Annotated in this window: 23 protein-coding genes; 17 read left to right on the top strand and 6 right to left on the bottom strand. The window is 52.4% G+C overall.

All coding sequences use genetic code 11. The features are described 5' to 3' along the window. Nucleotides 1–159 precede the first annotated feature (159 nt). The 6 genes from phoB (at nucleotide 160) to malZ (ending at nucleotide 8,553) form a co-directional block, all read left to right on the top strand. Nucleotides 160–849: a phosphate response regulator transcription factor PhoB gene (gene phoB / locus SAQUA_RS18190; protein ID WP_380674657.1), complete on the top strand. Its 690-nt coding sequence runs from the start codon at nucleotides 160–162 to the stop codon at nucleotides 847–849. A 24-nt stretch (nucleotides 850–873) separates the two neighbouring features. Further along, nucleotides 874–2,190, top strand: coding sequence for a phosphate regulon sensor histidine kinase PhoR (gene phoR / locus SAQUA_RS18185; protein ID WP_380674659.1), 1,317 nt, complete (start codon nucleotides 874–876; stop codon nucleotides 2,188–2,190). Between the two features lie 13 nt (nucleotides 2,191–2,203). Beyond that, nucleotides 2,204–3,151, top strand: a complete 948-nt coding sequence (locus SAQUA_RS18180; protein WP_380674661.1) for a PstS family phosphate ABC transporter substrate-binding protein — start codon at nucleotides 2,204–2,206, stop codon at nucleotides 3,149–3,151. A 550-nt stretch (nucleotides 3,152–3,701) separates the two neighbouring features. Further along, nucleotides 3,702–5,021: a branched-chain amino acid transport system II carrier protein gene (gene brnQ / locus SAQUA_RS18175; protein WP_380674663.1), complete on the top strand. Its 1,320-nt coding sequence runs from the start codon at nucleotides 3,702–3,704 to the stop codon at nucleotides 5,019–5,021. A gap of 71 nt (nucleotides 5,022–5,092) precedes the next feature. Further along, nucleotides 5,093–6,499: a proline-specific permease ProY gene (gene proY, locus SAQUA_RS18170; RefSeq protein WP_380674665.1), complete on the top strand. Its 1,407-nt coding sequence runs from the start codon at nucleotides 5,093–5,095 to the stop codon at nucleotides 6,497–6,499. Between the two features lie 230 nt (nucleotides 6,500–6,729). Continuing rightward, nucleotides 6,730–8,553: a maltodextrin glucosidase gene (gene malZ, locus SAQUA_RS18165; protein WP_380674667.1), complete on the top strand. Its 1,824-nt coding sequence runs from the start codon at nucleotides 6,730–6,732 to the stop codon at nucleotides 8,551–8,553. A 49-nt stretch (nucleotides 8,554–8,602) separates the two neighbouring features. On the opposite strand, the gene ggt is transcribed toward malZ, so the two are convergent. The 3 genes from ggt to SAQUA_RS18150 all read right to left on the bottom strand — a co-directional run bounded on the left by ggt (nucleotide 8,603) and on the right by SAQUA_RS18150 (nucleotide 11,965). Next, nucleotides 8,603–10,366 carry a gamma-glutamyltransferase gene (gene ggt / locus SAQUA_RS18160; RefSeq protein ID WP_380674669.1) on the bottom strand — a complete coding sequence of 588 codons (1,764 nt, stop codon included), beginning with the start codon at nucleotides 10,364–10,366 and terminating at the stop codon, nucleotides 8,603–8,605. A 206-nt stretch (nucleotides 10,367–10,572) separates the two neighbouring features. After that, complete coding sequence (locus SAQUA_RS18155) at nucleotides 10,573–11,175, bottom strand: peroxiredoxin C (protein ID WP_380674671.1); 603 nt, start codon at nucleotides 11,173–11,175, stop codon at nucleotides 10,573–10,575. Between the two features lie 208 nt (nucleotides 11,176–11,383). Continuing rightward, nucleotides 11,384–11,965 carry an ACP phosphodiesterase gene (locus SAQUA_RS18150; protein WP_380674673.1) on the bottom strand — a complete coding sequence of 194 codons (582 nt, stop codon included), beginning with the start codon at nucleotides 11,963–11,965 and terminating at the stop codon, nucleotides 11,384–11,386. A 196-nt stretch (nucleotides 11,966–12,161) separates the two neighbouring features. Here SAQUA_RS18150 and queA point away from each other — a divergent pair, with 196 nt between their 5' ends. The 5 genes from queA (at nucleotide 12,162) to secF (ending at nucleotide 17,839) form a co-directional block, all read left to right on the top strand. Beyond that, entirely contained in the window at nucleotides 12,162–13,238 is a 1,077-nt protein-coding gene (queA, locus tag SAQUA_RS18145; RefSeq protein ID WP_380674675.1) for a tRNA preQ1(34) S-adenosylmethionine ribosyltransferase-isomerase QueA, read from the top strand. A gap of 132 nt (nucleotides 13,239–13,370) precedes the next feature. Next, nucleotides 13,371–14,498, top strand: a complete 1,128-nt coding sequence (tgt, locus tag SAQUA_RS18140; protein ID WP_380674677.1) for a tRNA guanosine(34) transglycosylase Tgt — start codon at nucleotides 13,371–13,373, stop codon at nucleotides 14,496–14,498. A gap of 156 nt (nucleotides 14,499–14,654) precedes the next feature. Further along, nucleotides 14,655–14,987: a preprotein translocase subunit YajC gene (gene yajC, locus SAQUA_RS18135; protein WP_015671164.1), complete on the top strand. Its 333-nt coding sequence runs from the start codon at nucleotides 14,655–14,657 to the stop codon at nucleotides 14,985–14,987. 25 nt (nucleotides 14,988–15,012) lie between these two features. Continuing rightward, entirely contained in the window at nucleotides 15,013–16,860 is a 1,848-nt protein-coding gene (gene secD, locus SAQUA_RS18130; protein WP_380674680.1) for a protein translocase subunit SecD, read from the top strand. Between the two features lie 10 nt (nucleotides 16,861–16,870). Continuing rightward, the gene (secF, locus tag SAQUA_RS18125; RefSeq protein WP_380674682.1) at nucleotides 16,871–17,839 is read left to right on the top strand and encodes a protein translocase subunit SecF; all 969 of its coding nucleotides are present in this window, start codon (nucleotides 16,871–16,873) and stop codon (nucleotides 17,837–17,839) included. 75 nt (nucleotides 17,840–17,914) lie between these two features. Here the strand turns inward: secF and SAQUA_RS18120 are convergent, their stop codons facing one another. Beyond that, the gene (locus SAQUA_RS18120; RefSeq protein WP_380674684.1) at nucleotides 17,915–18,472 is read right to left on the bottom strand and encodes a DUF3251 domain-containing protein; all 558 of its coding nucleotides are present in this window, start codon (nucleotides 18,470–18,472) and stop codon (nucleotides 17,915–17,917) included. A gap of 193 nt (nucleotides 18,473–18,665) precedes the next feature. Between SAQUA_RS18120 and nrdR the strand changes: the two genes are divergently transcribed. The 6 genes from nrdR (at nucleotide 18,666) to pgpA (ending at nucleotide 22,790) form a co-directional block, all read left to right on the top strand. Next, nucleotides 18,666–19,115: a transcriptional regulator NrdR gene (gene nrdR, locus SAQUA_RS18115; RefSeq protein ID WP_380674686.1), complete on the top strand. Its 450-nt coding sequence runs from the start codon at nucleotides 18,666–18,668 to the stop codon at nucleotides 19,113–19,115. 10 nt (nucleotides 19,116–19,125) lie between these two features. Continuing rightward, a complete protein-coding gene (gene ribD, locus SAQUA_RS18110; protein WP_380674688.1) occupies nucleotides 19,126–20,235 on the top strand; it encodes a bifunctional diaminohydroxyphosphoribosylaminopyrimidine deaminase/5-amino-6-(5-phosphoribosylamino)uracil reductase RibD in 1,110 nt (369 codons plus the stop codon). Between the two features lie 118 nt (nucleotides 20,236–20,353). Next, nucleotides 20,354–20,824 carry a 6,7-dimethyl-8-ribityllumazine synthase gene (gene ribE, locus SAQUA_RS18105; RefSeq protein ID WP_037394682.1) on the top strand — a complete coding sequence of 157 codons (471 nt, stop codon included), beginning with the start codon at nucleotides 20,354–20,356 and terminating at the stop codon, nucleotides 20,822–20,824. A 21-nt stretch (nucleotides 20,825–20,845) separates the two neighbouring features. Beyond that, nucleotides 20,846–21,262 (top strand): transcription antitermination factor NusB, encoded by a 417-nt coding sequence (gene nusB / locus SAQUA_RS18100; RefSeq protein ID WP_380674691.1) that lies wholly within the window; start codon nucleotides 20,846–20,848, stop codon nucleotides 21,260–21,262. A 47-nt stretch (nucleotides 21,263–21,309) separates the two neighbouring features. Continuing rightward, nucleotides 21,310–22,296 carry a thiamine-phosphate kinase gene (gene thiL, locus SAQUA_RS18095; protein ID WP_380674693.1) on the top strand — a complete coding sequence of 329 codons (987 nt, stop codon included), beginning with the start codon at nucleotides 21,310–21,312 and terminating at the stop codon, nucleotides 22,294–22,296. Continuing rightward, nucleotides 22,293–22,790 carry a phosphatidylglycerophosphatase A gene (pgpA, locus tag SAQUA_RS18090; RefSeq protein WP_380674695.1) on the top strand — a complete coding sequence of 166 codons (498 nt, stop codon included), beginning with the start codon at nucleotides 22,293–22,295 and terminating at the stop codon, nucleotides 22,788–22,790. The genes thiL and pgpA overlap by 4 nt, the downstream gene beginning before the upstream one ends. Nucleotides 22,791–23,142: 352 nt before the next feature. On the opposite strand, the gene dxs is transcribed toward pgpA, so the two are convergent. Together dxs and ispA are read right to left on the bottom strand one after the other, a co-directional pair. Next, nucleotides 23,143–25,005 (bottom strand): 1-deoxy-D-xylulose-5-phosphate synthase, encoded by a 1,863-nt coding sequence (gene dxs / locus SAQUA_RS18085; protein WP_380674697.1) that lies wholly within the window; start codon nucleotides 25,003–25,005, stop codon nucleotides 23,143–23,145. A gap of 34 nt (nucleotides 25,006–25,039) precedes the next feature. Next, nucleotides 25,040–25,942 (bottom strand): (2E,6E)-farnesyl diphosphate synthase, encoded by a 903-nt coding sequence (ispA, locus tag SAQUA_RS18080; RefSeq protein ID WP_380674699.1) that lies wholly within the window; start codon nucleotides 25,940–25,942, stop codon nucleotides 25,040–25,042.

The raw sequence follows: 25,942 nt of genomic DNA, 5'->3' as shown, positions 1-25,942 counted from the left end.
TGATGCAATCAATATGATATTCGAATCATTTTTCTTCGATCTTCCAAATAAACACAGACTTGCTATCCACAAGATAGATATTCATAAAAATGTCACAAAATTGACGCATAATAACTCCACATAGCCTAATAGATCGCAAACTCATTGGCAGGATGGACAATGGCAAGACGCATACTGGTGGTGGAAGATGAAGCACCAATCCGTGAGATGGTGTGCTTTGTGTTGGAACAGAATGGTTACCAACCGTTGGAAGCCGAGGATTATGACAGTGCCGTAATGCGCCTGTCTGAGCCATTCCCTGACTTGGTGCTACTTGACTGGATGTTGCCTGGTGGTTCCGGGATCCAGTTGATCAAGCACATGAAGCGTGAGGCGATGACCCGGGATATTCCGGTCATGATGCTCACCGCGCGTGGTGAAGAAGAGGACCGAGTCCGTGGTCTGGAGGTCGGTGCTGATGATTACATCACCAAGCCATTCTCACCCAAGGAGTTGGTGGCACGTATCAAAGCGGTGATGCGCCGTATTTCACCGATGGCGGTAGAAGATGTGATTGAAATGCAAGGGCTCAGCCTGGATCCGTCTTCACACCGTGTGATGGCTGGCGAGCATGCGTTGGATATGGGGCCCACCGAATTCAAGCTGCTGCATTTCTTTATGACTCATCCAGAGCGTGTTTATAGCCGCGAACAGTTGCTTAATCATGTCTGGGGCACTAACGTTTATGTTGAAGACCGTACCGTTGATGTGCATATTCGCCGGCTGCGAAAGGCGCTGGAGACCAGTGGTCATGACAAGATGGTTCAAACCGTTCGGGGCACCGGTTATCGGTTCTCAACGCGCTACTGACCGCGCAGCGCTGGAGAATTTACCGTGTTAGAACGCTTATCCTGGAAGAGGCTGGCGCTGGAGCTGGCCCTTTTTTGTTTACCTGCTTTTTTGCTGGGGCTGATTTTTGGCTATCTGCCCTGGTTTCTGCTGGCTTCGGTGCTGGTTGCCTTGGTCTGGAATTTTTATAACCAACTCAAACTTTCCCACTGGTTGTGGGTCGATCGCAGCATGACGCCGCCGCCTGGGCGCTGGAGCTGGGAGCCACTGTTTTATGGCCTGTATCAGATGCAACAGCGTAATCGCCGTCGTCGGCGTGAGCTGGCGCTATTAATCAAACGTTTTCGCAGCGGGGCGGAATCTTTGCCGGATGCGGTCGTTATGACTACCGTTGAGGGCAACATTTTCTGGTGTAACGGATTAGCGCAACACCTGCTGGGTTTTCGCTGGCCGGAAGACAATGGCCAGCACATTCTCAACCTGCTGCGCTACCCGGAATTCAGCCAATATCTGCAACAGCAGGCGTTTGCCAAGCCGTTGACGCTGCAGTTGAATAACGATCACTTTGTAGAATTCCGTATTATGCCCTATTCCGAAGGGCAACTGTTGATGGTGGCACGTGATGTCACCCAGATGCGCCAGTTGGAAGGGGCCAGACGCAACTTCTTTGCCAACGTCAGCCATGAACTTCGTACGCCGCTAACCGTATTGCAGGGGTATTTGGAGATGATGAGCGATGAAGAGCGGGAGGGGTCATTACGCAGCAAGGCTCTCAATACCATGCAAGAGCAGACCAAACGCATGGATGGACTGGTGAAGCAACTGCTGACTTTGTCACGGATCGAGGCTGCGCCAAACATAGATATGAATGAGAAGGTCGATATTCCGTTGATTTTGCGCATATTGCAGCGTGAGGCGCAGTCACTCAGCGGTGGTCGTCATGAGATCAGCTTTCGGGTGAACGAAAATCTGAAGGTGTTTGGTAACGACGATCAATTACGCAGTGCGGTATCCAATCTGGTGTATAACGCGGTAAATCACACCCCGAAAGGCACCAATATTGAGGTGAGCTGGCAGCAGACTCCGCTGGGGGCGCAGTTCCAGGTCAGTGATAATGGGCCGGGCATCGGTGCAGAGCATATCCCTCGTCTTACCGAGCGCTTCTACCGTGTTGATAAGGCCCGCTCACGCCAGACTGGCGGCAGTGGGTTGGGTCTTGCTATTGTCAAACACGCCCTCAGCCACCATGATTCGCGCTTGGAAGTGCTCAGCGAACCAGGGCTTGGTACGCGTTTTATCTTTACCTTGCCTAAGCGGTTGATTGTCGCCGCAGATCTGTCAGAGAATGCAGTGAAAAATTAATGTGTGTCCCGCCATGACCCGACTTACCCAAACTCTGCTGTTCTGTTTGATGCTATTGCTTAGCCGAGGCGTTCAGTCTGCGCCCGAAGGTATGCTCTCAGGCAATCTTTCCAGCGTTGGTTCGGATACGCTGGCCAACCTTATGGCGCTGTGGGCGCAGGATTTCAGCCAGCATTATCCCAATGTGAATCTGCAACTCCAGGCGGCCGGTTCCTCTACCGCGCCAACTGCACTGGCAACAGGAGCCGCTCAACTTGGGCCTATGAGCAGGCCGATGAAAGCGGCGGAAGTGTCGGCGTTTGAACACCGTTACGGCTATTCCCCTCTGGCAGTGCCGGTGGCAGTCGATGCGCTGGTGGTGTTGGTTCACCAGGATAACCCGCTGCGTGGGCTTAATCTGCATCAGCTCGATCAAATCTTCTCGGCAACCCGCCGCTGTGGTGAGGAGATGCCAATCCGGCATTGGGGAGAATTGGGGCTACCCGGCAGTTGGCAACAGCGAACTCTGCAACGTTTTGGCCGCAATTCGGCTTCCGGCACTTACGGTTATTTCAAGTTGCGCGCGTTATGTGGTGGTGACTTTATGACTTTGGTGAATGAACTGCCCGGTTCGGCATCGGTGGTCCAGGCGGTAGCAGGATCGTTAAACGGTATTGGCTACGCCAGTATCGGTTTTCGCGTCAGCGGGGTGCGGTTGCTGCCATTAGCTGAAACTGGCGATCGCTATGTTGTGCCAAATGAAACCAATGTGCGCAATGGGAGTTACCCACTGGCACGCTATCTGTACATCTACATAAACAAGGCCCCCAATCAGCAACTGGAACCTCTGACTGCCGCTTTTCTTGACCGCGTACTTTCGGCACAAGGGCAGCGCCTGGTGAGTCAGGATGGCTATCTGCCGCTACCCCCGGATACGTTGCGTAAAACTCGTACTCTGCTGGGATTAGACAGCGAACCATAACGGTTGATGAATGGTATGTGAGTACTGACGTCGCTACTCTGCCTTGTGTCTGTCACTGGTTGATGAGTTACAAAATATGGGGGTATTGCGCATTTTTTGGTGGTTTACTGTTTTTTTCTTGCGTTAGTTAACACTTTGTTTCACATTTCGTGAGTTGGTTGTTTAAAAATAACACAAATCATGTAGTGTATATTTATTGATAACCCCTACGATCAACTGGGTGCGTGGTATTATCTGGTTTATCGCTCTGCTTTTGGCGATGAGTATTGCCTTTCAGCACTATAAATATTTAACTTAGCCCCCGTTGCTGGACTAATCTCCGCTTATCCCGCTGTTTTCAGAACACAGTATTGTTGGCAGCGAGGGAGCAATAACAACTAAAACCCTGCCCGTTATCACCAGTGGTTACCGTTTGATAAGGTCAAAATACCCGTTAGCGTGGGTTTTGTGTCTATCGGTCTGGTAATGAAAGGGCAGCCAGCAGCCTGAATGCGTTTTCTCAACACCATATTGGTAATTTTTTACTATTTAACAGGCAACACAACATCGTATGAGTCATCGTTTAGCATCAAAAGATATTCTGGCTTTAGGTTTTATGACCTTTGCCTTATTCGTCGGCGCTGGGAACATTATTTTCCCGCCAATGGTGGGTTTGCAGTCAGGTGAACACGTATGGACCGCCGCTCTTGGTTTTCTGATCACCGCCGTTGGCTTACCGGTGATCACCGTGATCGCATTGGCGCGCGTAGGCGGCGGTGTTGATGCACTGAGTTCGCCGATTGGCCGCAGTGCTGGTTTGCTGTTGGCAACGGTTTGCTACCTTGCCGTCGGCCCACTGTTTGCTACCCCACGTACTGCCACCGTTTCCTTTGAAGTGGGTATAGCGCCATTGACTGGCGACGGTGCGATGCCGCTGTTTATCTATAGTCTGGTCTATTTTGCGCTGGTGATCGGTATCTCGCTGTATCCGGGCCGCCTGCTTGATACTGTGGGCCATATATTGGCCCCGCTGAAGATTTTAGCCCTGGCCGCGCTGGGAATTGCTGCGCTGCTTTGGCCTGCAGGTGCTCCGATCCCGGCCGTTGAGGCTTACCAGAGTGTCCCGTTCTCTTCTGGCTTTGTTAATGGCTATCTGACGATGGACACGCTAGGGGCCATGGTCTTTGGTATCGTCATAGTGAATGCTGCACGCTCCCGTGGTGTGAAGGATGCCCGTTTGTTGACCCGCTACACTATCTTGGCCGGTTTGATCGCCGGGGTGGGGCTGACGCTGGTATATTTAAGCCTGTTTAAGCTGGGTTCCGGTAGCGGGGTTTTGACTCCTGACGCGACTAATGGCGCGGTGATCCTGCATGCTTATGTACAAAATACGTTCGGTAGCGTTGGGAGCTTCTTCCTGGCCGCATTGATCTTCATTGCATGTATGGTGACTGCGGTCGGCCTGACTTGCGCCTGTGCGGAATTCTTTGCTCAGTATCTGCCGCTGTCATACAAAACTCTGGTGTTCGTTCTTGGTGTGTTCTCAATGGTGGTTTCCAATCTGGGTCTGAGCCATCTAATTCAGATTTCGATCCCGGTACTGACGGCGATCTACCCACCTTGCATTGTGTTGGTGGTCTTGAGCTTCACTTTACGTTGGTGGAATAGTGCGTCACGAATTGTTGCCCCAGTGATGTTAGTCAGCCTTTTGTTTGGTATTCTTGATGCCGTGAAAGCGTCCAGCTTCCAGCACTTGATGCCAGCATGGACTGCTCACCTGCCGCTGGCAGCGCAGGGCTTGGCTTGGTTGCCTCCTTCGCTGTTGATGCTGGTATTGGTCGCAATTTATGATCGGGTTTTTGCGCGCAGCCAAGTGACTGCTCACTCTTAAACCGACGGTCTTGATTTTGGGCCACGGACTTGTCCGTGGCTTTTTTACGTTTAAAAAGACAGGTCACTTTCATGCCACAACAGTCACTCACTACAGCCCCAGCCAATAAGCTGAAGCGTGGTCTCAGTACGCGCCACATCCGCTTCATGGCGCTAGGTTCTGCTATTGGAACCGGTTTGTTCTACGGGTCTGCCGAGGCCATCAGAATGGCAGGCCCTAGCGTTCTACTGGCTTATCTGATCGGCGGTATCATTGCTTTCATCATCATGCGCGCACTGGGCGAAATGTCGGTCAATAACCCACAGGCCAGTTCGTTCTCACGCTATGCCCAGGATTACCTGGGACCGATGGCCGGTTACATTACCGGTTGGACCTATTGTTTTGAGATCCTGATCGTTGCTATTGCCGATGTAACGGCGTTCGGTATCTATATGGGGGTCTGGTTCCCGGAGGTGCCGCACTGGATTTGGGTATTAAGCGTGGTGCTGATCATCGGTGCCATCAACTTGATGAGTGTTAAGGTTTTCGGTGAACTTGAGTTCTGGTTCTCGTTCTTTAAAGTGGCGACTATTATCGTCATGATCGTGGCGGGGATTGGGATCATCGTCTGGGGCATCGGCAACGGTGGGCAACCCACAGGGATACACAACCTGTGGAGCAACGGTGGTTTCTTCAGTAACGGCTTTGTCGGCATGATACTGTCGTTGCAGTTGGTGATGTTTGCCTACGGCGGTATTGAAATCATCGGTATCACGGCGGGTGAAGCCAAAGATCCGAAAGTGTCGATCCCTAAAGCGATTAACTCGGTACCATGGCGTATTCTGGTGTTCTATGTCGGGACGCTGTTTGTGATTATGTCCATCTATCCATGGGATCAGGTCGGCACCAACGGCAGTCCGTTTGTACTGACCTTCCAGCACATGGGGATCACCATCGCGGCGGGTATTCTCAATTTCGTGGTGATCACCGCGTCGTTGTCGGCAATCAACAGTGACGTATTCGGCGTTGGTCGTATGATGCACGGTTTGGCAGAACAGGGGCATGCACCGCAGGTATTCAGCAAAATCTCCAAGCGCGGCGTCCCTTGGGTGACGGTGGTGGTGATGATGTTGGCAATGCTGGTCGCTGTGTACCTCAACTACATCATGCCTAAAAGCGTGTTCCTGGTGATCGCTTCACTGGCGACTTTTGCGACCGTATGGGTGTGGATCATGATCCTGTTCTCGCAGATTGCTTTCCGTCGCAGCCTGAGTAAAGAGCAGGTCAGCCAGTTGGCATTCCCGCTGCGCGGCGGCGTGTTTACGTCGGTCGTTGCCATCGTCTTCCTGGTGTTTATCATCGGCCTGATCGGTTACTTCCCAACGACGCGTGTTTCCCTCTATGCCGGGCTGGTATGGGTGGTGCTTCTGCTGCTGGGATATTACGTCAAGATCAGCCGGCAGAAGAAACAGAGCGTGCCGGTAGCTCAACAAGAGTAAGCTAATCTCTATCCGAGTAGACACGTTCCCTCTGGGAACATGTCTACTTACCATCCTAGTTGCAATCCACACCTATAAACGCGCGTCTAAAAAGCCGCTCAACGTCTCCGCCCCTCGCCTCATCCCCGAGTTTGTCGTTTAAAGATGAGGGGGAATTACACTCAACGTGGCATTGTGCCCGGCACATGCACAATGTTGTCGATTTCGTTTTGTACATCAGGAGAAGAGTCATGCTTAATGCCTGGCACCAACCGGTTCCACCCTTCTTGGTTAATAAGGGGCATCGTCTGGAGATCACGCTGTGGTTACAGGGTGATGATTTACCCGAGCAGGTACTCCTGCGCGCTGAACCGGACAATGAAGAGTGGCTGCTGATTATGAAAGGGCAGGCTGCTGATGGGTTATGGCGCTATCGGGCCAATCTGTCACTGCAGCAAGGGGAAGCGGTGCGCCGCTATTGCTTCAAGTTGCTGTGGGCAGATCGTCAGTTGTGGTTTGGCCCATTGGGCATGTCGTTGGTGCCACCGGGGCAACTGGCGCAATTTGCGCTGGATGAGCCGGACAACAGCCCATCCTGGGTAGCCGATCAGGTGTTTTATCAGATCTTCCCTGACCGCTTTGCCTGCAGTGGAGGAGCGCACGGCATTAAGAGTGGCAGCTATCATCATCATGCTGCGGGTTGTGATGTGGTGCGCCGTGACTGGCAACATCCGTTGGAAGATAAGGATGCTGCCTCTACCTTCTATGGCGGGGATTTGGACGGTATCAGTGAGAAATTGCCCTATCTGCAGCAATTGGGTGTCACCGCACTGTATCTGAACCCGATCTTCACCTCGCCGAGCGTGCATAAATACGATACCGAAGATTACTACCATGTCGATCCTCACTTCGGTGGTGATGAGGCATTACAGCGTTTGCGAGTGAGCACTCACAAGGTAGGGATGAAACTGGTGCTTGATGGCGTATTTAACCATACCGGTGATTCGCACCCATGGTTTGACCGTTATCAACAGACGGATAATGGGGCATGTCACAATCCTGACTCCCCATATCGCAGCTGGTTCAACTTCTACCCAGATGGAACACCGCTGACCTGGAAAGGGCATACTAACCTGCCCAAGCTTAACTTTGCCGAGCCGCAGGTGGTTGATGCGATTTATCGGGCGGAAAACAGTGTAGTGCGCCATTGGCTGCGGCCTCCGTACAGTATTGATGGCTGGCGGTTGGATGTGGTGCATATGCTGGGTGAAAACGGCGGAGCAGAGGGCAACCTGCATCACTTGGCCGGGATTTATCAGGCGATCAAGCAGGAAAACCCGCATTCCTATGTGTTAGGCGAGCATTTTGGTGATGCGCGCCGTTGGCTGCATGCCGGAGTAGAAGACGCCGCCATGAACTACATGGGCTTTGCCTTACCGGTGCGAGCTTTTCTGGCGGGCGTGGACGTAGCCTATCATCCTATTCGACTGGATGCGGCCACCTGTGCACAGTGGATGGATTGCTATCGCGCGGGGTTACCGCATAATCTGCAGATTATTCAGTTCAACCAGTTGGACAGCCACGATACTGCGCGTTTTCAGACGCTGCTGAAGAACAATCCGCAGCGCATGCAGATGGCTGCGGTATGGCTGATGGCGTGGATCGGCGTCCCTTGTCTCTATTATGGCAATGAAATTGGCCTGGATGGCGACAATGACCCCTTCTGTCGTAAAACCTTCCCGTGGGATGAGGAACAGTGGGATCGGTCTCTGTTGGCTCTTTTCACACGCCTGTCCGCATTGCGTAAACAGAGTAAGGCGTTAAGACGCGGCGCTTGCCAGGTCCTCTATGCGCAAGGGGAATCGCTGGTGTTTGTGCGTACTTACCAGCAAGAGCAGGTATTGGTCGCGCTTCAACGTAGCGGTAAAGGAGAAATAACCTTGCCCTATAATCCATTGCTGCGAAAGGGCAGATGGCAACGGTTAGAAGGTGAGGCCGAGTTGACTGCCACGGAAAAAGGCTTACAACTTACGCTAGCGGCTGAATCGGCCAGCGTATGGCGGCTACCGGGTTAATGCGAACCCCCGTTAACCCACCTATTGATGGGTTAACGGTACTCAAATATCAATATCCCACGGCGGATCCCGCAGGACGGCGAACGTCATTGGCTCCGTAGATAAAACCTTCGCGTACCCGGCCAGACACGGCAGAGTCATTGCCAGAGTCAGGCGGGCTGACCCCTGCCGCGCCGGGCAAACCAACCAAGATTAGCTCAGCGGCTCCCCAAGGGGTTTGCTCGACCATGTTGTACCCCATCTCTTTGAGTATTTTCAGGGTATCCATAGAAATGCCACGTTGTTCATAATACACCTCATCCGGTAACCACTGGTGATGGATCCTCGGGGTGTTTACCGCTTCCTGTGGAGGCATTCCGTGGTCAATCACGTTGAGGGCTGTCTGCAATGTGATAGTGATAATACGTGAACCGCCCGGCGAACCCAGCACCATAAAGATCTTGTTGTCTTTGGTGACCAGTGTCGGGCTCATTGAGGATAGTGGGCGCTTACCGGGGGCGATGGCATTTGCCGTTCCCTGTACCAGACCGTAGAGGTTTTTATCGCCCACTTTAACCGTAAAATCATCCATCTCATCATTGAGGAAGAATCCGGTACCCGGCGCGATCACCACCGCACCGAAGCGGCCATTAACGGTATAGGTGGTCGAAACGGCATTGCCTTGATGATCGACAATCGAATAATGGGTTGTTTCCGGTTTTTCGTGCGGTTCCATGCCTGGCTGCACGTTGACCGAAGGCGTGGCTTTATCCGCAACGATTTTTTTACGGATTTCGTCGGCGTAGCTTTTACTCACCAGACGATCGATTGGATTGCGGATAAATTCAGGATCGCCCAGATAGGTGTTGCGGTCCATATAGGCATGGCGCATCGCCTCGCTCATGACATGGATGGTGGCTGCCGAGTTAATGCCCATGCTCTTCAGGTCGTAGCCCTCAACAACATTGAGAATTTCACACAGTGTCACGCCTCCTGAACTTGGAGGCGGTGCCGAAACGAACTTATAGCCGCGATAGCTACAGGTGATAGGCGCGGTTTCGGTGACTTTGTAGCTGGCAAAATCGGCGGCAGTGAGGATACCGCCACCTTTTTTTGCGGCAGCTTCTACCGCCTGTGGGATTTTGCCCTGATAGAACGCGGAAGGCCCCTGTTTGGCGATGGCTTCTAGCGTGTTAGCCAGATCGGCCTGTACCAAACGGTCGCCCGGCTGGAGAGGCGAACCATCTGGGCGCAGGAAAATTCGGGCGGATTCCGGGTCCTGTCTGAAACGAGCGATCGTGGTATCGAGAATATCGGTATCGGCACGCGTCAGGATAAATCCCTCCCGCGCCAGTTTGATCGCCGGAGCAATGACCTGTTCACGGCTCAGTTTTCCGTACTTTTCCCGTGCGGTTTCCATCCCCATGACGGTACCCGGTACTCCTGCTGCCAGATAGCCGTAAAGACTGGCATCCTTTTTGACGTTGCCATCAGCATCCAGATACATGTTGGCACTGGCCGCTGCCGGGGCCGTTTCGCGGAAGTTGATAAATGTATCGGTACCGTCTGCCAGGTGCAGGGTCATAAACCCGCCTCCGCCGATATTACCGCAGCATGGGTTGACTACGGCCTGTGCATAGCCAACCGCAACGGCGGCATCCACTGCATTGCCGCCCATTTTAAGAATGTCTACGCCGACCTGTGAGGCTAGATGTTGCGATGTAACCACCATTCCATTCCGGGCTTCCACCGCCGGATTGGAGGCCGCGTACAGTTGGCTGCCCAGCAGACATGCTGTCAAAGCCAGTGGTTGACTCCATTTTTGCATAAACATGATGACTCCTGTCTGATTTTTTTATCGTGATTGGTACTCCCGCCAGTGAAGCAACGAGAAGGCGAACGTTTAAGAATAGCGATGGATAGGCAATGACGCGTGATAAAGGGGCAGGAAATGTGAAGCGAAATAGAGAAATACAGCCTAGCAGGCATAAAAAAACCGGCCAGCAGGGCTGACCGGTTTCAGACAGTTACAGGCTAAAATTACAGCTTGGAAGCGTTTTCGGACAGGTATTTTGCAACACCGTCTGGAGATGCGCCCATGCCTGCTTTGCCTTTTTCCCACTGAGCTGGGCATACTTCGCCGTGCTCTTCGTGGAATTGCAGTGCATCAACGGTACGGATCATTTCGTCGATGTTACGGCCAATTGGCAGGTCGTTAACGATCTGAGAACGAACGATGCCGTTTTTGTCGATCAGGAAAGAACCACGCAGCGCAACGCCTGCATCTGGGTGTTCGATGCCGTAAGCTTTCTGAATTTCGCGCTTAACGTCAGCAACCATTGCGTATTTCACTTCACCGATGCCGCCTTTCTCGACAGGGGTTTTACGCCATGCGTTGTGGACGAATTCTGAGTCGAAAGAAACACCTACAACTTCAACGCCACGCTTCTGGAATTCTTCATAACGGTGATCAAACGCGATCAGCTCAGAAGGACATACGAAGGTGAAGTCCATCGGCCAGAAGAACAGTACGGCTGGTTTGCCATTCAAGTGCTTCTTCAGGTTGAAGTTTTCTACGATTTCGCCACTACCTAATACTGCAGCTGCAGTGAAGTCAGGGGCTTGACGAGTTACCAGGACCATAATTACTCCTGTAATAGTAGTTCAAGGGGTTGATGTAAAAGCAGAGGCCAGTATAAGGGCCGCTACCCGGTGAATAAAGGGTAAAAGACCAATCAATGAGATAGTTTTTACCTATCAAACCGAGAATTTAAATGTGGCTGGCTTTAAAAATAACCTTTCCGTACAAAAGAGCAAGCGCTAAAAGCCACAGACTATTTGAACCAGACTATCACAATGTCTTGTTTTTGGCCTGTTGCATCATGCGCGGATAAAACTGCCAAAAGTGGGTCTCAAGCTGCTGATAATGGCGCTCCACTTCGCTAAAGGAGCCTGCCAGTGCTGCCAAACGTGGGCGGCGGCTGGCCATGCCTTGTAGCACTTCGGCAATAAACGGCAATTCAGCATAACGCTCCAGCCAACGCTCGGGCCAAAGATAGCTGTTCAGATTCTGGAAACGCGGTGGTGTTAGCAATAGATGGGGTTCGATCAGGCTTTGTGCTTGCTGCGTGAAATTCTGCAGGCTGCAGGTTGGTTCGAGTTGTTGCCAGTGGCGAGCCAGAAAATGATCCCAAACCACATCAAGCGTTATAGGTGCGACGCGGCGGAATTCTGCACTGAATGCGTCGCGGCAGGCTTTCACTTCCGGCAGCGTATCGGTGAGAACATCGACGCGGCGGTGCATCATGATGCCGGCAACCACCGTAGGATCGTAGGTACCTGTGGGATTACCGCGCACGAAGTCGGCGAGCAGGTTGCCCAGCAGCGAGCTTTCCGCAAGTTGGGCCAAATGGAGATGAGCAAGAAAATTCATCTGACAACTATACGCTAAATAATTCGTATTGCGTAAAAGCGTACTGCGCGTTTAACGCATCTGCAACATAACAAATAGTGAGGCAGTAATCTAAGTGGTGCAATTGTTCCTTATTCCTTGCTGCTAACCGCACACGGCTTTAGACTGTAGCGCTTGTTTTTCTCCAACCAGCTAATTATTGAATAAGTGAATATCCATGCGCGTTGCCGATTTTTCTTTTGAGCTTCCCGAATCTTTGATTGCCCGCTATCCGCAATCTGAGCGCAGCGCTTGTCGTTTGCTACAGTTGGATGGACCGAGCGGAGCCTTGACGCATGGTGTGTTCACCGATCTGCTGGACAAGCTGGAAGCTGGCGATCTGCTGGTATTCAACAATACTCGAGTGATCCCCGCGCGCATGTTTGGCCGCAAGGTCAGCGGTGGCAAGATAGAAGTGTTGGTGGAGAGAGTGCTGGATGAGCACCGGGTGTTGGCACATGTGCGCGCCTCCAAATCTCCCAAGCCTGGGGCCGAATTGTTGCTGGGTGACGACGAAAGCATTGCGGCGACCATGGTCGCCCGTCACGACACGCTGTTTGAGCTGCGTTTCAATGATGATCGAGACGTGTTTACCCTGCTGGATGCGGCTGGACATATGCCGTTGCCGCCGTATATCGATCGCCCTGATGAAGAGGCTGACCGTGAACTCTATCAGACCGTCTACAGTGAAAAACCGGGTGCCGTAGCAGCACCGACCGCCGGGCTGCATTTTGATGAACCGCTACTGGCGGCGTTGCGTGCCAAAGGTGTTGAAATGGCATTTGTGACGTTGCACGTTGGTGCAGGCACTTTCCAACCCGTGCGGGTGGAGACGATTGAAGAGCACGTGATGCATGCCGAGTATGCAGAAGTGCCGCAAGAGGTAGTGGATGCGGTGCTGGCCTGTAAAGCGCGCGGTAAAAGGGTGGTCGCCGTGGGCACCACTTCCGTGCGTTCGCTGGAAAGCGCTGCCAATGCCAGCCAGGATGCGCTGATCGCACCTTTCTTTGGTGACACCAGTATCTTTATCTATCCTGGATATCATTATCAGGTGGTCGATGCATTGGTAACCAACTTCCATCTGCCGGAATCGACTCTGATTATGCTGGTTTCGGCGTTTGCAGGTTATCGCAACACCATCAATGCCTATCAGCAGGCGGTGGCTGAGCAGTACCGGTTCTTCAGCTATGGCGATGCTATGTTTATCAGCCGTAATCCATTGGCGGAGAGTGAATCCGTCGGTGAATGCCCGTAATCTTTCAAATAGCCGCAGTGTTGACTGCGCTAGCTGTAACTTGAAATCCATAGGGTATGAATTCCCGGGCTATGCACACTGCGTGGCCCTGTTTTAAAGACGTTAGACTGTTTCTCTAACGCTGGAGGTTTTGTGAAGTACGAACTACAGACAACCGATGGCCGCGCTCGACGTGGCCGCCTGGTTTTTGACCGTGGCGTAGTGGAAACCCCGGCCTTTATGCCGGTAGGAACCTATGGCACGGTCAAGGGTATGACACCGGAAGAAGTGAAAGAAACCGGTGCTCAGATCCTGTTAGGCAATACGTTCCATTTGTGGCTGCGCCCAGGGCAGGAGATCATGAAACTGCACGGCGATCTGCATGATTTTATGCAGTGGCACGGCCCGATCCTGACCGACTCCGGTGGCTTCCAGGTTTTCAGCCTGGGTGCGATGCGTAAAATTAAAGAGGAAGGCGTTTATTTCCGTAACCCGATTAACGGCGATAAAGTTTTCCTGAGCCCGGAAAAATCGATGGAGATCCAGTACGATCTGGGATCTGACATCGTAATGATTTTCGATGAATGCACGCCTTACCCGGCAGATTGGGATTATGCCAAGCGTTCAATGGAAATGTCGCTGCGCTGGGCACAGCGTAGCCGCCAGCGTTTTGATGAGCTGAATAACAAAAATGCGTTGTTCGGTATTATTCAGGGCGGAGTTTACGAAGATTTACGAGATGTTTCCGTAAAAGGGCTGGTGGATATTGGCTTTGATGGTTACGCTGTGGGCGGTTTGGCGGTAGGCGAACCAAAAGAAGATATGCATCGCATTCTTGAGCATGTCTGCCCACAAATTCCGCAAGATAAGCCACGCTATCTTATGGGGGTTGGTAAACCGGAAGATCTGGTTGAGGGTGTTCGTCGTGGCATCGACATGTTTGACTGTGTGATGCCAACGCGTAATGCGCGTAATGGCCATTTGTTCGTGACTGACGGTGTGGTAAAAATCCGTAATGCCAAGCACAAGGATGATACTTCCACGCTGGACAAGGAGTGTGATTGCTATACCTGTCGTCATTATAGCCGTGCCTATTTGCATCATCTCGATCGTTGCAACGAAATACTCGGTGCGCGGTTGAACACGATCCATAACCTGCGTTATTACCAACGTTTAATGGCGGGTTTACGCCAGGCTATTGAAGAGAGTAAATTAGAGCAGTTTGTTACGGATTTTTACGGTCGGATCGGCAAACCGGTTCCGCCTTTAAATACCCAATAGATTTCAAGCTGTAGCAAGGCGGCGGCCGAGCGAATCCCCAGGAGCTTAGATAGCTAAGTGACTGGGGTGAAAGAGGGAAGCCAACACCGCTTCAGCTTGAAAGATGACGGGTATAACACTTGAATTAATAATTGATAACTTAATGAGGGAATTTCAATGAGCTTTTTCATTTCTGACGCCGTCGCATCCGCAGGGGCTCCGGCTCAGGGAAGCCCGTACTCTCTGATCATTATGCTGGTGGTGTTTGGTCTGATTTTCTATTTCATGATCCTGCGCCCACAACAGAAACGCGCTAAAGAGCACAAAAAACTGATGGACTCCATCAGCAAGGGCGATGAAGTGTTGACCACCGGTGGCCTGATTGGCCGTGTCACCAAAGTGGCGGACACTGGTATCATTGCCATCGCGCTGAATGACACCACGGAAGTGATGATCAAGCGTGACTTCGTGGCGGCCGTTCTGCCGAAAGGTACTATGAAGGCCCTGTAATTTTGTTTTCCCTAAGGGAATTGCCGTGCTAAACCGTTATCCTTTGTGGAAGTACCTGATGTTGATCGTTGTGATCCTCGTCGGTCTGCTTTATGCGCTTCCCAACATTTACGGTGAGGATCCGGCCGTACAAATCACTGGCGCGCGCGGTGTCGCCGCCAGTGAAGCTACGCTGGACCAAGTCCGTATCGTATTAGAAAAAGAGAAGATTACGAGCAAGTCGATTGCGCTGGAAAACGGTGCCATCCTCGCTCGTTTCAGCGATCCTGATATCCAGTTGCGTGCCCGTGAAGCCTTGATGGCGGAATTGGGTGACAAATATGTTGTGGCATTGAACCTCGCTCCTGCCACACCAGCTTGGTTGAGCTTGCTCAATGCAGAACCGATGAAACTGGGTCTGGACTTGCGTGGTGGTGTTCACTTCCTGATGGAAGTTGACATGGACACCGCACTGGGCAAGTTGCAAGAGCAAACCATGGATACCCTGCGTAGCGAACTACGCGAAAAAGGTATTCCTTACGCCTCAATCCGTAAGCTGGAAAACAACGGCGTAGAAGTCCGATTCCGTGACGATGCTGCCCGCGATCAAGCAATCGGTTTTATTGCACCGCGTCAGCGCGATCTGGTGCTTTCTGCCAACGGGGCCAACACCCTGAAAGCGACAATGACAGACGCTCGTTTGAGCGAAGCGCGCGAATACGCGGTGCAGCAGAACATTACTATCCTGCGTAATCGTGTTAACCAACTCGGCGTTGCCGAGCCGTTGGTACAGCGTCAGGGTGCTGACCGTATCGTTGTTGAACTGCCTGGTATTCAGGATACGGCACGCGCCAAAGAAATTTTGGGGGCGACCGCTACGCTGGAATTCCGTCTGGTTAATACCAACGCCGATGCGACTGCTGCAGCCAATGGCCGTGTTCCTGGTGATTCTGAGGTGAAATTTACTCGTGAAGGTCAACCTATCGTGCTGTACAAGCGCGTGATCCTTACCGGTGACCACATCACTGACTCCACCTCAAGCACCGATGAATACAACCAGCCACAGGTTAATATTTCGCTGGACAGTGCCGGTGGTACAACCATGTCGAACTTCACCAAGGATAGCATCGGTAAGCCGATGGCAACCCTGTTCGTGGAGTACAAAGACAGCGGCAAGAAAGACAGCAATGGCCGTTCAATTCTGGTGAAGCAGGAAGAAGTGATCAACGTGGCGAATATTCAGTCGCGTCTGGGTAACAGCTTCCGTATCACCGGTATCAATAACCCGAACGAAGCTCGTCAGCTTTCGCTGCTGCTGCGTGCCGGTGCGTTGATTGCCCCAATCCAGATTGTGGAAGAGCGGACTATCGGGCCAACGCTGGGTCAGCAGAACATTACCCAGGGCTTGGAAGCTTGCCTGTGGGGCTTGGTGGCATCCATCGTGTTCATGGTGGTCTGGTATCGCAAGTTTGGTCTGATTGCTTCAACCGCACTGATGGCCAACCTGGTGCTGATTGTCGGCGTGATGTCACTGTTGCCGGGGGCTACGTTAACCATGCCGGGGATTGCCGGTATTGTGCTGACGCTGGCGGTGGCGGTTGACGCCAACGTACTGATAAATGAACGTATCAAGGAGGAACTGAAGAATGGACGATCCATTCAGCAGGCCATCCATGAAGGCTATAAAGGCGCGTTCTCCAGTATCGTTGATGCCAACATTACTACCCTGATTACCGCGATCATTCTGTACGCAGTAGGTACTGGTTCGATCAAGGGCTTTGCCATCACCACCGCAATAGGTGTGGCGACGTCCATGTTCACCGCGATTGTCGGTACTCGTGCCATTGTCAACCTGCTTTACGGCGGCAAGCGCATTAACAAGCTGTCTATCTGAGGAGTGCGTTGTGGCACAGGATTATACTGTTGAACAACTCAACTACGGCCGTAAAGTCTATGACTTTATGCGTTGGGATTACGTGGCCTTCGGCATCTCATTGGTGCTGTTGATTGCGTCTATAGCCATTATGTCCGTGCGTGGTTTTAACTGGGGGCTCGATTTCACCGGTGGTACGGTGATTGAAATCAACCTGGAACAACCCGCAAATCTGGATCTGATGCGCGATACGTTGGAGAAAGCCGGGTTCAAAGACCCGATTATCCAGAACTTTGGCAGCAGCCGTGACGTTATGGTGCGCATGCCGCCAGCAACTGGCACCGCAGGTCAGGAACTGGGTAACAAAGTCATCAGCGTTATCAACGCTGATGTCGATAAAAATGCAACAGTTAAGCGGATTGAGTTTGTCGGCCCAAGCGTAGGGAGTGAATTGGCGCAAACCGGTGGCATGGCGCTGCTGGTGGCGTTGATCTGTATCCTGATTTACGTGGGTTTCCGTTTTGAATGGCGCTTGGCGCTGGGGGCAGTTATCGCTCTGGCGCACGACGTGGTCATCACCATGGGTGTATTGTCTCTGTTCCATATAGAGATTGACCTGACTATTGTCGCTTCTCTGATGTCGGTTATCGGTTACTCTCTGAACGATAGTATCGTGGTATCTGACCGTATTCGTGAGAACTTCCGCAAAATACGCCGCGGTACGCCTTATGAAATCATGAACGTCTCGCTGACGCAGACCTTGAGCCGTACCATCATGACCTCGGCTACCACGCTGATGGTGGTGCTGATGCTGTACATCTTCGGCGGCGCGATGCTGCAGGGCTTCTCTCTTACCATGCTGATCGGTGTGTCAATCGGTACCATATCCTCTATCTACGTCGCCTCTGCGCTGGCGTTGAAACTGGGTATGAAACGTGAGCACATGCTGCAGCAGAAAGTAGAGAAAGAGGGGGCAGATCAGCCCTCTATCTTGCCGTGATTTAATCTGTTGTACCTTCGACTAAATAAAATGAGCGCCAAAGCGGCGCTCATTTTATTTGCCAGTCTTGCCCGATTACTGCGTAACCGCCGGTGCTGCCGACTGTGGGGTTAAACCGTGCAGGCGAATATAACCCAACTGCTGTGGCGTGACTCCGCTCAATCGTAACTCAAACACCTGCTCGGTTTTCGGTAACAGTGAACTGCGGCTCTGAAGCGGTTGTGACTGAGCTTCCGCCGAGATCGGCATACCGGTTGCGGTATCCAACGGCCCCCATTCCACGGTAGCGGTAAAGTTGGGGAGGAATTGACCGGGCAGCGCTCGGATCGACAGCATCGCCTGGCTGCCGTTAGCTTCGCTCTTGACCTCGCTCAGTGAAACACTCAGTTCGCCCACGCTGCTGTTTAATCTGGCGGCACTGTTGGCATTCGGCAACAGGTAAACGCCAGTGGAAGAGTTCTGGTTAAGCCTGTTCTGGCGCTCTAGTGCAAGAGCCTGCTCGGCTAACGTGCCCAACATTTGTTTCAGCTCAACCACCTGGCTTTTTAGTTTCGGTACTTCACGGTTCTGCGCGCAACCCGCCATAAGAATCAAGGCAGCGATCATACAGACCTTACGATAACTGATTGTCATGTTTGCGATTTCCTTTTAGTCGTGCCTGTACCAGCTTAACGATATAGGTCGGTAAAGTCATACTGTCATCCTGTTGTGGCTGGTTTATCACTCATCCTGGCTTCAAAATGCAACAAATGGCCGGCGGTCTTTGTTGTGGCCGCAGTTCGGGGTAAACTGTTATTAATTATAAGAACACTTATCAGGACGAGTTATGCACTGCCCTTTCTGCGCTGCCATTGATACCAAAGTTATTGATTCCCGCCTGGTGGGTGATGGCTCGCAGGTGCGCCGTCGTCGCCAATGTGTGGTTTGTAATGAACGTTTTACTACTTTTGAAGTGGCTGAGCTGGTGATGCCACGGGTGATCAAAAGTGATGAGGTTCGTGAACCCTTTAATGAAGAAAAGTTGCGTCGTGGCATGCAGAAAGCACTGGAGAAACGCCCGGTCAGTGCCGATGACGTGGAGAATGCCATCAATCACATCAAATCCCAGTTGAGAGCGACTGGCGAACGTGAAGTGCCTACCAAGATGGTCGGTAATCTGGTGATGGATGAGCTTAAAAAATTAGATAAAGTGGCTTATATCCGTTTTGCTTCGGTTTACCGCAGTTTTGAAGATATTCGTGAATTCGGCGAAGAGATTGCAAAACTGCAAGACTAACAGGATCCTCATGCATAACGATGAGTTTTACATGGCTCGCGCTTTTGAACTGGCGCGACTGGGGCGCTTCACCACCACACCGAATCCGAATGTAGGTTGCGTTATTGTGCGCGATGGCAATATCGTCGGTGAAGGCTATCACTTGCGAGCTGGTGAACCCCATGCTGAAGTTCATGCCCTGCGTATGGCAGGCGAACGCGCTCAAGGCGCTACGGCTTATGTCACGCTTGAGCCTTGCAGCCACCATGGCCGCACACCGCCTTGTGCTGATGCGCTGGTTGCCGCTGGTATCAGCCGTGTGGTTGCTGCGATGCAGGATCCCAACCCGCAAGTTGCCGGTCGTGGATTATACCGGCTGCAACAGGCGGGGATTGAAGTCTGTCACAGCGTCATGTTGGCAGAAGCTGAGGCGGTCAACCTTGGGTTTCTTAAGCGTATGCGCACAGGATTCCCTTATGTACAGCTTAAGCTAGGCACATCGTTGGATGGCCGTACAGCCATGGCATCTGGTGAAAGCCAGTGGATCACTTCACCGCAGGCTAGGCAGGACGTGCAGCGGCTGCGGGCTGAAAGCTCGGCGATCCTCAGCACCAGTGCTACCGTTCTGGCAGACGACCCTTCGCTGACAGTGCGTTGGGATGAACTGGGCGATGAAATCCGCCAGATCTACCCGCGTGAAAACCTCAGGCAGCCGCTACGGATTATTTTGGATAGCCAGAATCGGGTCAAGCCGCAACATAAAATCATACAACAGCCTGGCACCACTTGGTTGGCGCGGCTGCAGCCGGATGACCAGCTCTGGCCGGAAACTGTAGAACAGCTGTCGTTTCCTGCTCACGGCGGCGGCATCGATCTGGTTGTGATGATGATGCAATTAGCTAAACGACAGGTAAATAGCATTTGGGTTGAGGCTGGGGCACATCTTGCCGGTGCACTATTACAAGCCGGGCTGGTGGATGAACTTCTGTTATACGTTGCACCCAAATTATTGGGTGACAATGGCCGAGGTCTATGCTGCCTGCCGGGGTTGGATCGCATTGCCGATGCACCGGAGTTTGTCTTCAGTGAAGTACGCCAGATTGGTCCCGATTTGCGCCTGCGCCTGCGTTTAAAAGCCTGAAGTCGCCTTTGCATGCTGGCGTGGTTAGTGTTTTGCAAAACCGCCGCGCAGGCAGGCAAAGAATATGATAGAATCCGCCCCCCTGCGGGGTTATTGAACCCATTTTTAAGGAAAGCCCATGAAAGTTATCGAAGGTGTTGTTGCTACTCCTAATGCCCGTGTGGCGATCGCAATTGCACGTTTTAACAATTTCATCAACGACAGCCTGCTGCAAGGCGCTATCGACGCGCTGAAACGTATTGGCCAGGTTGCTGATGACAACATAACTGTTGTCTGGGTCCCAGGAGCATACGAATTGCCATTAACCGCACGTGTGCTGGCTAATACCGGCAAGTATGATGCGGTTATTGCTCTGGGTACCGTGATCCGTGGGGGCACCGCGCACTTCGAATATGTGGCGGGCGAAGCCAGTTCTGGCCTGGGTAATGTCTCACTGAACACTGAGATCCCGGTTGCCTTTGGCGTTCTGACCACCGAAAGCATCGAACAAGCGATCGAGCGTGCAGGCACCAAAGCAGGCAATAAAGGTGCAGAGGCAGCCCTGACCGCACTTGAAATGATTAATGTTATCAAAGCTATTAAAGCCTGAATTTAGTTTAAGGGGAATTCCGTGAAACCTGCTGCTCGTCGCCGTGCTCGTGAGTGCGCTGTTCAAGCGCTTTACTCTTGGCAGTTGTCTAAAAATGACATTGCCGATGTTGAACACCAGTTCCTGACGGAGCAGGATGTCAAAGATGTTGACATCGCCTATTTTCGTGAACTGCTGTCTGGCGTGGCGGTGAACGCTGGTATGCTGGATGGCCTGATGGCTCCATACCTGTCACGCCTGCTCGACGAGTTGGGCCAGGTGGAAAAAGCCGTGCTGCGTATTGCGCTGTTCGAGCTGAAAATGCGTGAAGATGTCCCTTACAAAGTGGCTATCAATGAAGCCATCGAGCTGGCGAAAACCTTCGGGGCCGAAGATAGCCATAAGTTTGTGAATGGCGTGCTCGATAAAGCGGGCCCTAGCATTCGTAAGAAAAAGTGAAAAATCAGGGCCGGGAAACCGGCCCTGATTCATTGGGAATATCAAACATGGCATGCGGCGAATTTGACCTCATAGCCCACTATTTTGACCGGTTCAAGAGTTTGCGCCGGGATGTACAGTTGGGCATTGGAGATGACTGCGCACTTCTGACAGTGGCAGAAAAACAGCTTTTAGCCATCAGTACCGATACCCTGGTTTCAGGTATTCACTTTCTGCCGGACATCAATCCGGCAGATCTCGGTTACAAAGCATTGGCGGTTAACCTGAGCGATCTGGCTGCCATGGGCGCCGATCCTGCTTGGCTTTCGCTGGCATTGACGCTACCTGAAGTAGACGAAGAGTGGCTTAAGGCGTTCAGCGATAGCCTGTTCGAACAGCTTAATTACTACGGTATGCAGTTGATCGGTGGGGATACCACCCGTGGGCCGCTCAGTATGACGTTGACCATTAATGGCCTGATCCCTGTAGGGCGAGCATTGACCCGCTCGGGGGCCAGGATCGGTGACTGGATTTATGTGACCGGTACGCTGGGGGACAGCGCCGCTGGGTTAGCGATCCTACAACAACGCTTGCAAGTGAATGAGCGCGTTGCCCGTGAATATCTGCTGGCAAGGCATCTGCGCCCGCAGCCGCGTGTATTGCAAGGCCAGGCGTTGCGTGATTTGGCCAGTTCGGCGATCGATATTTCAGATGGCCTGATTTCAGATTTAAAACATGTGCTTAACGCCTCTCAGTGCGGTGCGCGTGTTGAACTCGATGAGTTACCCATGTCGCAGGTTCTGACCGGTAACACTGATGCTGAGCAAGCTCTGTGCTGGGCTTTGACCGGTGGTGAAGATTATGAGTTATGCTTTACTGTGCCCGAGATCAATCGTGGTGCGCTGGAAGTGGCGCTCAGCAATTTAGGCGCAGATTACACCTGTATTGGTCAAATCGGCCCGCAGTCCGAAGGGATGAAGTTCTACCGCGATAATCGAGAGATCGTATTACCGTGGGGAGGGTTCGATCACTTCAGTGGTGAGCAAAAATCATGAAGGATGAAGCCAAAAGCCGGTTACGCATGAGTAACCCGTGGCACTTACTGGCTACCGGGTTTGGCAGTGGGCTTTCGCCAGCCATGCCTGGAACCATGGGGTCGCTGGCCGCTATTCCATTCTGGTGGTTGCTGATCCAACTGCCATGGCAGCTTTATTCGTTACTGGTCATGTTCAGTATCTGTATCGGCGTGTATTTGTGTCACCGGACAGCCAAAGACATGCGGGTACACGATCACGGTAGCATCGTCTGGGATGAGTTTGTCGGTATGTGGATCACTCTGATGGCGCTGCCGGTAAACAGTTGGCAGTGGGTGGCTGCCGGATTTGTGCTATTCCGTATTCTGGATATCTGGAAACCCTGGCCGATCCGTTGGTTTGATCGTAACGTGCATGGCGGTATGGGGATCATGGTCGATGATATTGTTGCTGGTGTGCTTGCTGCCGTTATCATCTATCTGATTGGTCATCATTGGCCGATAGGGCTATTCTAAGCTGAGCCGATCAACGACCAGCGGAGTAAATCCGCTGGTTTGCCGCAGTTTTATTCAAAACCTATCACACGATGTGGCACATAGGCCGCTTCCAATAACGCCATCTCTGCAGGTTTCAGCACTAGCTCAACGGCGGCAACGGCGTCTTCGAGATGCTCACTGCGTGATGCGCCAATTGATTACAGCTTTACCAAGCAGAGCAGCTAAGCCAGCGCAATCTGTGCCCGCAAAACGCCGCGCTCTTCCGCAAGCGCTGCGACACGCTCGGCAATCAAGGCATCAATGCCTTCTGCCGCGCATAGCGGGTGCATCTCGCGCCTTTTAAGTCGGGTAGGCGTTAATTAACCCCAATTTATAGCAACCAAGTCTCGATCTGACGTTGAATACCGGCAGCATCCAGGCCCAGATCGCTGCGGATCTCTTCCTGGCTACCTTGCGGGATGAAATAATCAGGTAGGCCAATGTTTAGCACGGGTATCACACGGCGTTTCGCCATGAGCAACTCGTTAATACCGCTGCCTGCCCCGCCCATAATGGCATTCTCTTCCAGTGTCACCAGTACCTTATGGCTTGCAGCCATCTCCAGCACCAGTTGTTCATCCAGCGGTTTTACAAAGCGCATATCTACCAGCGTGGCATTCATCGCTTCGGCTACCTGTTGGGCTTCGGGTAGCAAAGTGCCGAAGTTGAGGATCGCAACTTTCTCGCCTTCGCGGCGTACGATACCTTTGCCAAGTGGCAAGGAAGCTAATGGCTCCAGATTTGCGCCTGTACCGCTACCCCGAGGATAACGGACTGCCGTCGGGCCATCATTATAGTGATAACCGGTATACAGCATCTGACGGCATTCGTTCTCGTCACTAGGCGTCATGATCACCATATTCGGGATACAGCGCAGGAAAGAAATGTCGAACGCACCCTGGTGAGTTTGGCCGTCGGCCCCCACTATACCGCCGCGATCTATGGCAAACATCACCGGCAGATTCTGGATCGCCACATCATGGATCACCTGATCGTAGGCGCGCTGCAGGAAGGTGGAGTAGATCGCCACAATCGGTTTATAGCCGCCAATTGCCAGGCCAGCGGCGAAGGTAACTGCGTGCTGCTCGGCTATTGCGACATCAAAATATTGCTGCGGATATTCACGCGAGAACTTCACCATACCTGAACCTTCGCGCATGGCCGGTGTGATAGCCATCAGTTGGCTATCTTTGGCTGCGGTTTCACACAGCCAGTCACCGAAAATCTTTGAATATGTAGGTAATCCACCGGCACTTTTCGGCAGGGTGCCACTGGCGGGATCAAATTTGGGTACGGCGTGGAAGCTGATGGGATCCTTTTCCGCAGGGGCATAACCACGGCCTTTCTTGGTCATGATATGCAACAGTTGGGGGCCTTTCAGATCGCGCATATTTTTCAGGGTAGCGGCCAGCCCCTGCACATCGTGGCCGTCTACTGGCCCAATGTAGTTGAAACCCAGTTCTTCGAATAGCGTTCCAGGCACAACCATACCCTTTAGATGCTCTTCGGTTCTTTTTAACAGCTCTTTGATCGGGGGGAGGCCCGAGAGTACCTTTTTGCCGCCTTCACGTAGCGTGGAATAGAGCTTGCCTGATAGTAGCTGAGCCAGATGATTATTTAGGGCACCGACGTTTTCGGAGATCGACATTTCATTATCGTTCAGTATCACCAGCATATCCGGGGTGATGTCACCAGCATGGTTCATAGCCTCAAAGGCCATGCCCGCGGTGATGGCACCGTCACCGATAACACAGACGGTACGGCGATTTTTACCTTCACGTGCTGCCGCTACGGCAATACCCAAACCAGCACTGACCGAAGTCGAGGAGTGGCCAACAGACAACACGTCATACTCGCTTTCTGCACGCCATGGGAATGGATGCAAGCCATCTTTTTGACGGATGGTGGAGATACGATCCCGTCTGCCTGTCAGGATTTTATGCGGGTAGGCCTGGTGGCCAACGTCCCACACCAACTGGTCGAATGGCGTATTGTAGACATAATGCAGTGCCACCGTCAGTTCGACGGTACCCAGTCCAGACGCAAAATGACCGCTGGAACGGCTAACGCTGTCCAGCAGATATTGCCGCAGTTCGTCACACAGCTTCGGCAGGCTTTCTTTTGGCAATAAGCGGAGTTCTTCCGGTGTTTCCGCGAGTGCCAAGGTCGGGTATTTGGCTATATCAAGACTCATTCGATACTCATATCAGAGGTGTTGACGTCATACGTTAATTGTCGCGTTCAATAATGAAGCTGGCTAACGCACGCAATGGCGCTGTGTTATAAGATTGTGTTTCTAAAGAGGCTAATGCTGCCAAGGCTTCCTGATAGAGATCCCACGCTTTTAACTTCGCGCTGTCAAGCCCGAGTAGGGCAGGATAGGTACTCTTTCCAAGTTGCTGGTCTGAGCCTTGACGTTTACCGATTTTTGCGGTTTCACCAACCACGTCAAGAATGTCATCCTGAACTTGAAATGCCAGGCCTATTGCGGCTGCATAACGGTCAAGCGCTGGCAACGCTGCGCGGCCTGGTTCACCGGCTGCCAGCGCACCCAGACGAACTGCCGCGCGGATCAGCGCGCCCGTTTTATGGCGGTGGACCTGTTCTAGCGCCTGTAGGTCTATCTGTTTACCTTCGGCTTCCATATCCAGGTATTGACCCCCACACATACCCGCTACGCCGCTGGCACTGGCCAGTTCGGAAATCATCGCCAGACGATCGCGCAAGGCAACATCAGGCATATCTGCATCGGCCAGGATCGAGAAAGCCAACGTTTGCAGAGCATCGCCCGCAAGAATGGCGTTGGCCTCACCGAATTTTATATGACAAGTTGGCTGACCACGACGCAAATCATCGTTATCCATGGCAGGTAAATCGTCATGGATTAGCGAGTAGGCATGAATGCACTCCACAGCCGCAGCGGGAGCATCCAGATTATCCAGACTCAATCCAAACATCTGCCCGGTGGCATAAACCAGAAAAGGCCGCAGCCGTTTGCCGCCTAACAAGGCACCGTGGCGCATGGCTTCAACCATTTTGCCATTATTGAACGGTAACGGCGCGATGTAGTCCAGCAGTGCGCGATCGCTGCGCAGGCGGAAGGCCTGTAACTGTTCGTGGAACTCAGACAT

Source organism: Serratia aquatilis (assembly GCF_044865145.1).
Taxonomy (GTDB): domain Bacteria; phylum Pseudomonadota; class Gammaproteobacteria; order Enterobacterales; family Enterobacteriaceae; genus Chania; species Chania aquatilis.
Note: the sequence above shows the minus strand (reverse complement) of the source record. Positions and strands in the feature narration are given on the sequence as shown.

Bases quoted from the DNA above. Each gene is read 5' to 3' on its own strand.
- phoB (WP_380674657.1), top strand. From the start codon at position 160: ATGGCAAGACGCATACTGGTGGTGGAAGATGAAGCACCAATCCGTGAG.
- SAQUA_RS18180 (WP_380674661.1), top strand. From the start codon at position 2,204: ATGACCCGACTTACCCAAACTCTGCTGTTCTGTTTGATGCTATTGCTT.
- brnQ (WP_380674663.1), top strand. From the start codon at position 3,702: ATGAGTCATCGTTTAGCATCAAAAGATATTCTGGCTTTAGGTTTTATG.
- proY (WP_380674665.1), top strand. From the start codon at position 5,093: ATGCCACAACAGTCACTCACTACAGCCCCAGCCAATAAGCTGAAGCGT.
- malZ (WP_380674667.1), top strand. From the start codon at position 6,730: ATGCTTAATGCCTGGCACCAACCGGTTCCACCCTTCTTGGTTAATAAG.
- ggt (WP_380674669.1), bottom strand. From the start codon at position 10,366: ATGTTTATGCAAAAATGGAGTCAACCACTGGCTTTGACAGCATGTCTG.
- SAQUA_RS18155 (WP_380674671.1), bottom strand. From the start codon at position 11,175: ATGGTCCTGGTAACTCGTCAAGCCCCTGACTTCACTGCAGCTGCAGTA.
- SAQUA_RS18150 (WP_380674673.1), bottom strand. From the start codon at position 11,965: ATGAATTTTCTTGCTCATCTCCATTTGGCCCAACTTGCGGAAAGCTCG.
- queA (WP_380674675.1), top strand. From the start codon at position 12,162: ATGCGCGTTGCCGATTTTTCTTTTGAGCTTCCCGAATCTTTGATTGCC.
- yajC (WP_015671164.1), top strand. From the start codon at position 14,655: ATGAGCTTTTTCATTTCTGACGCCGTCGCATCCGCAGGGGCTCCGGCT.
- SAQUA_RS18120 (WP_380674684.1), bottom strand. From the start codon at position 18,472: ATGACAATCAGTTATCGTAAGGTCTGTATGATCGCTGCCTTGATTCTT.
- nrdR (WP_380674686.1), top strand. From the start codon at position 18,666: ATGCACTGCCCTTTCTGCGCTGCCATTGATACCAAAGTTATTGATTCC.
- ribD (WP_380674688.1), top strand. From the start codon at position 19,126: ATGCATAACGATGAGTTTTACATGGCTCGCGCTTTTGAACTGGCGCGA.
- ribE (WP_037394682.1), top strand. From the start codon at position 20,354: ATGAAAGTTATCGAAGGTGTTGTTGCTACTCCTAATGCCCGTGTGGCG.
- thiL (WP_380674693.1), top strand. From the start codon at position 21,310: ATGGCATGCGGCGAATTTGACCTCATAGCCCACTATTTTGACCGGTTC.
- pgpA (WP_380674695.1), top strand. From the start codon at position 22,293: ATGAAGGATGAAGCCAAAAGCCGGTTACGCATGAGTAACCCGTGGCAC.
- dxs (WP_380674697.1), bottom strand. From the start codon at position 25,005: ATGAGTCTTGATATAGCCAAATACCCGACCTTGGCACTCGCGGAAACA.
- ispA (WP_380674699.1), bottom strand. From the start codon at position 25,942: ATGTCTGAGTTCCACGAACAGTTACAGGCCTTCCGCCTGCGCAGCGAT.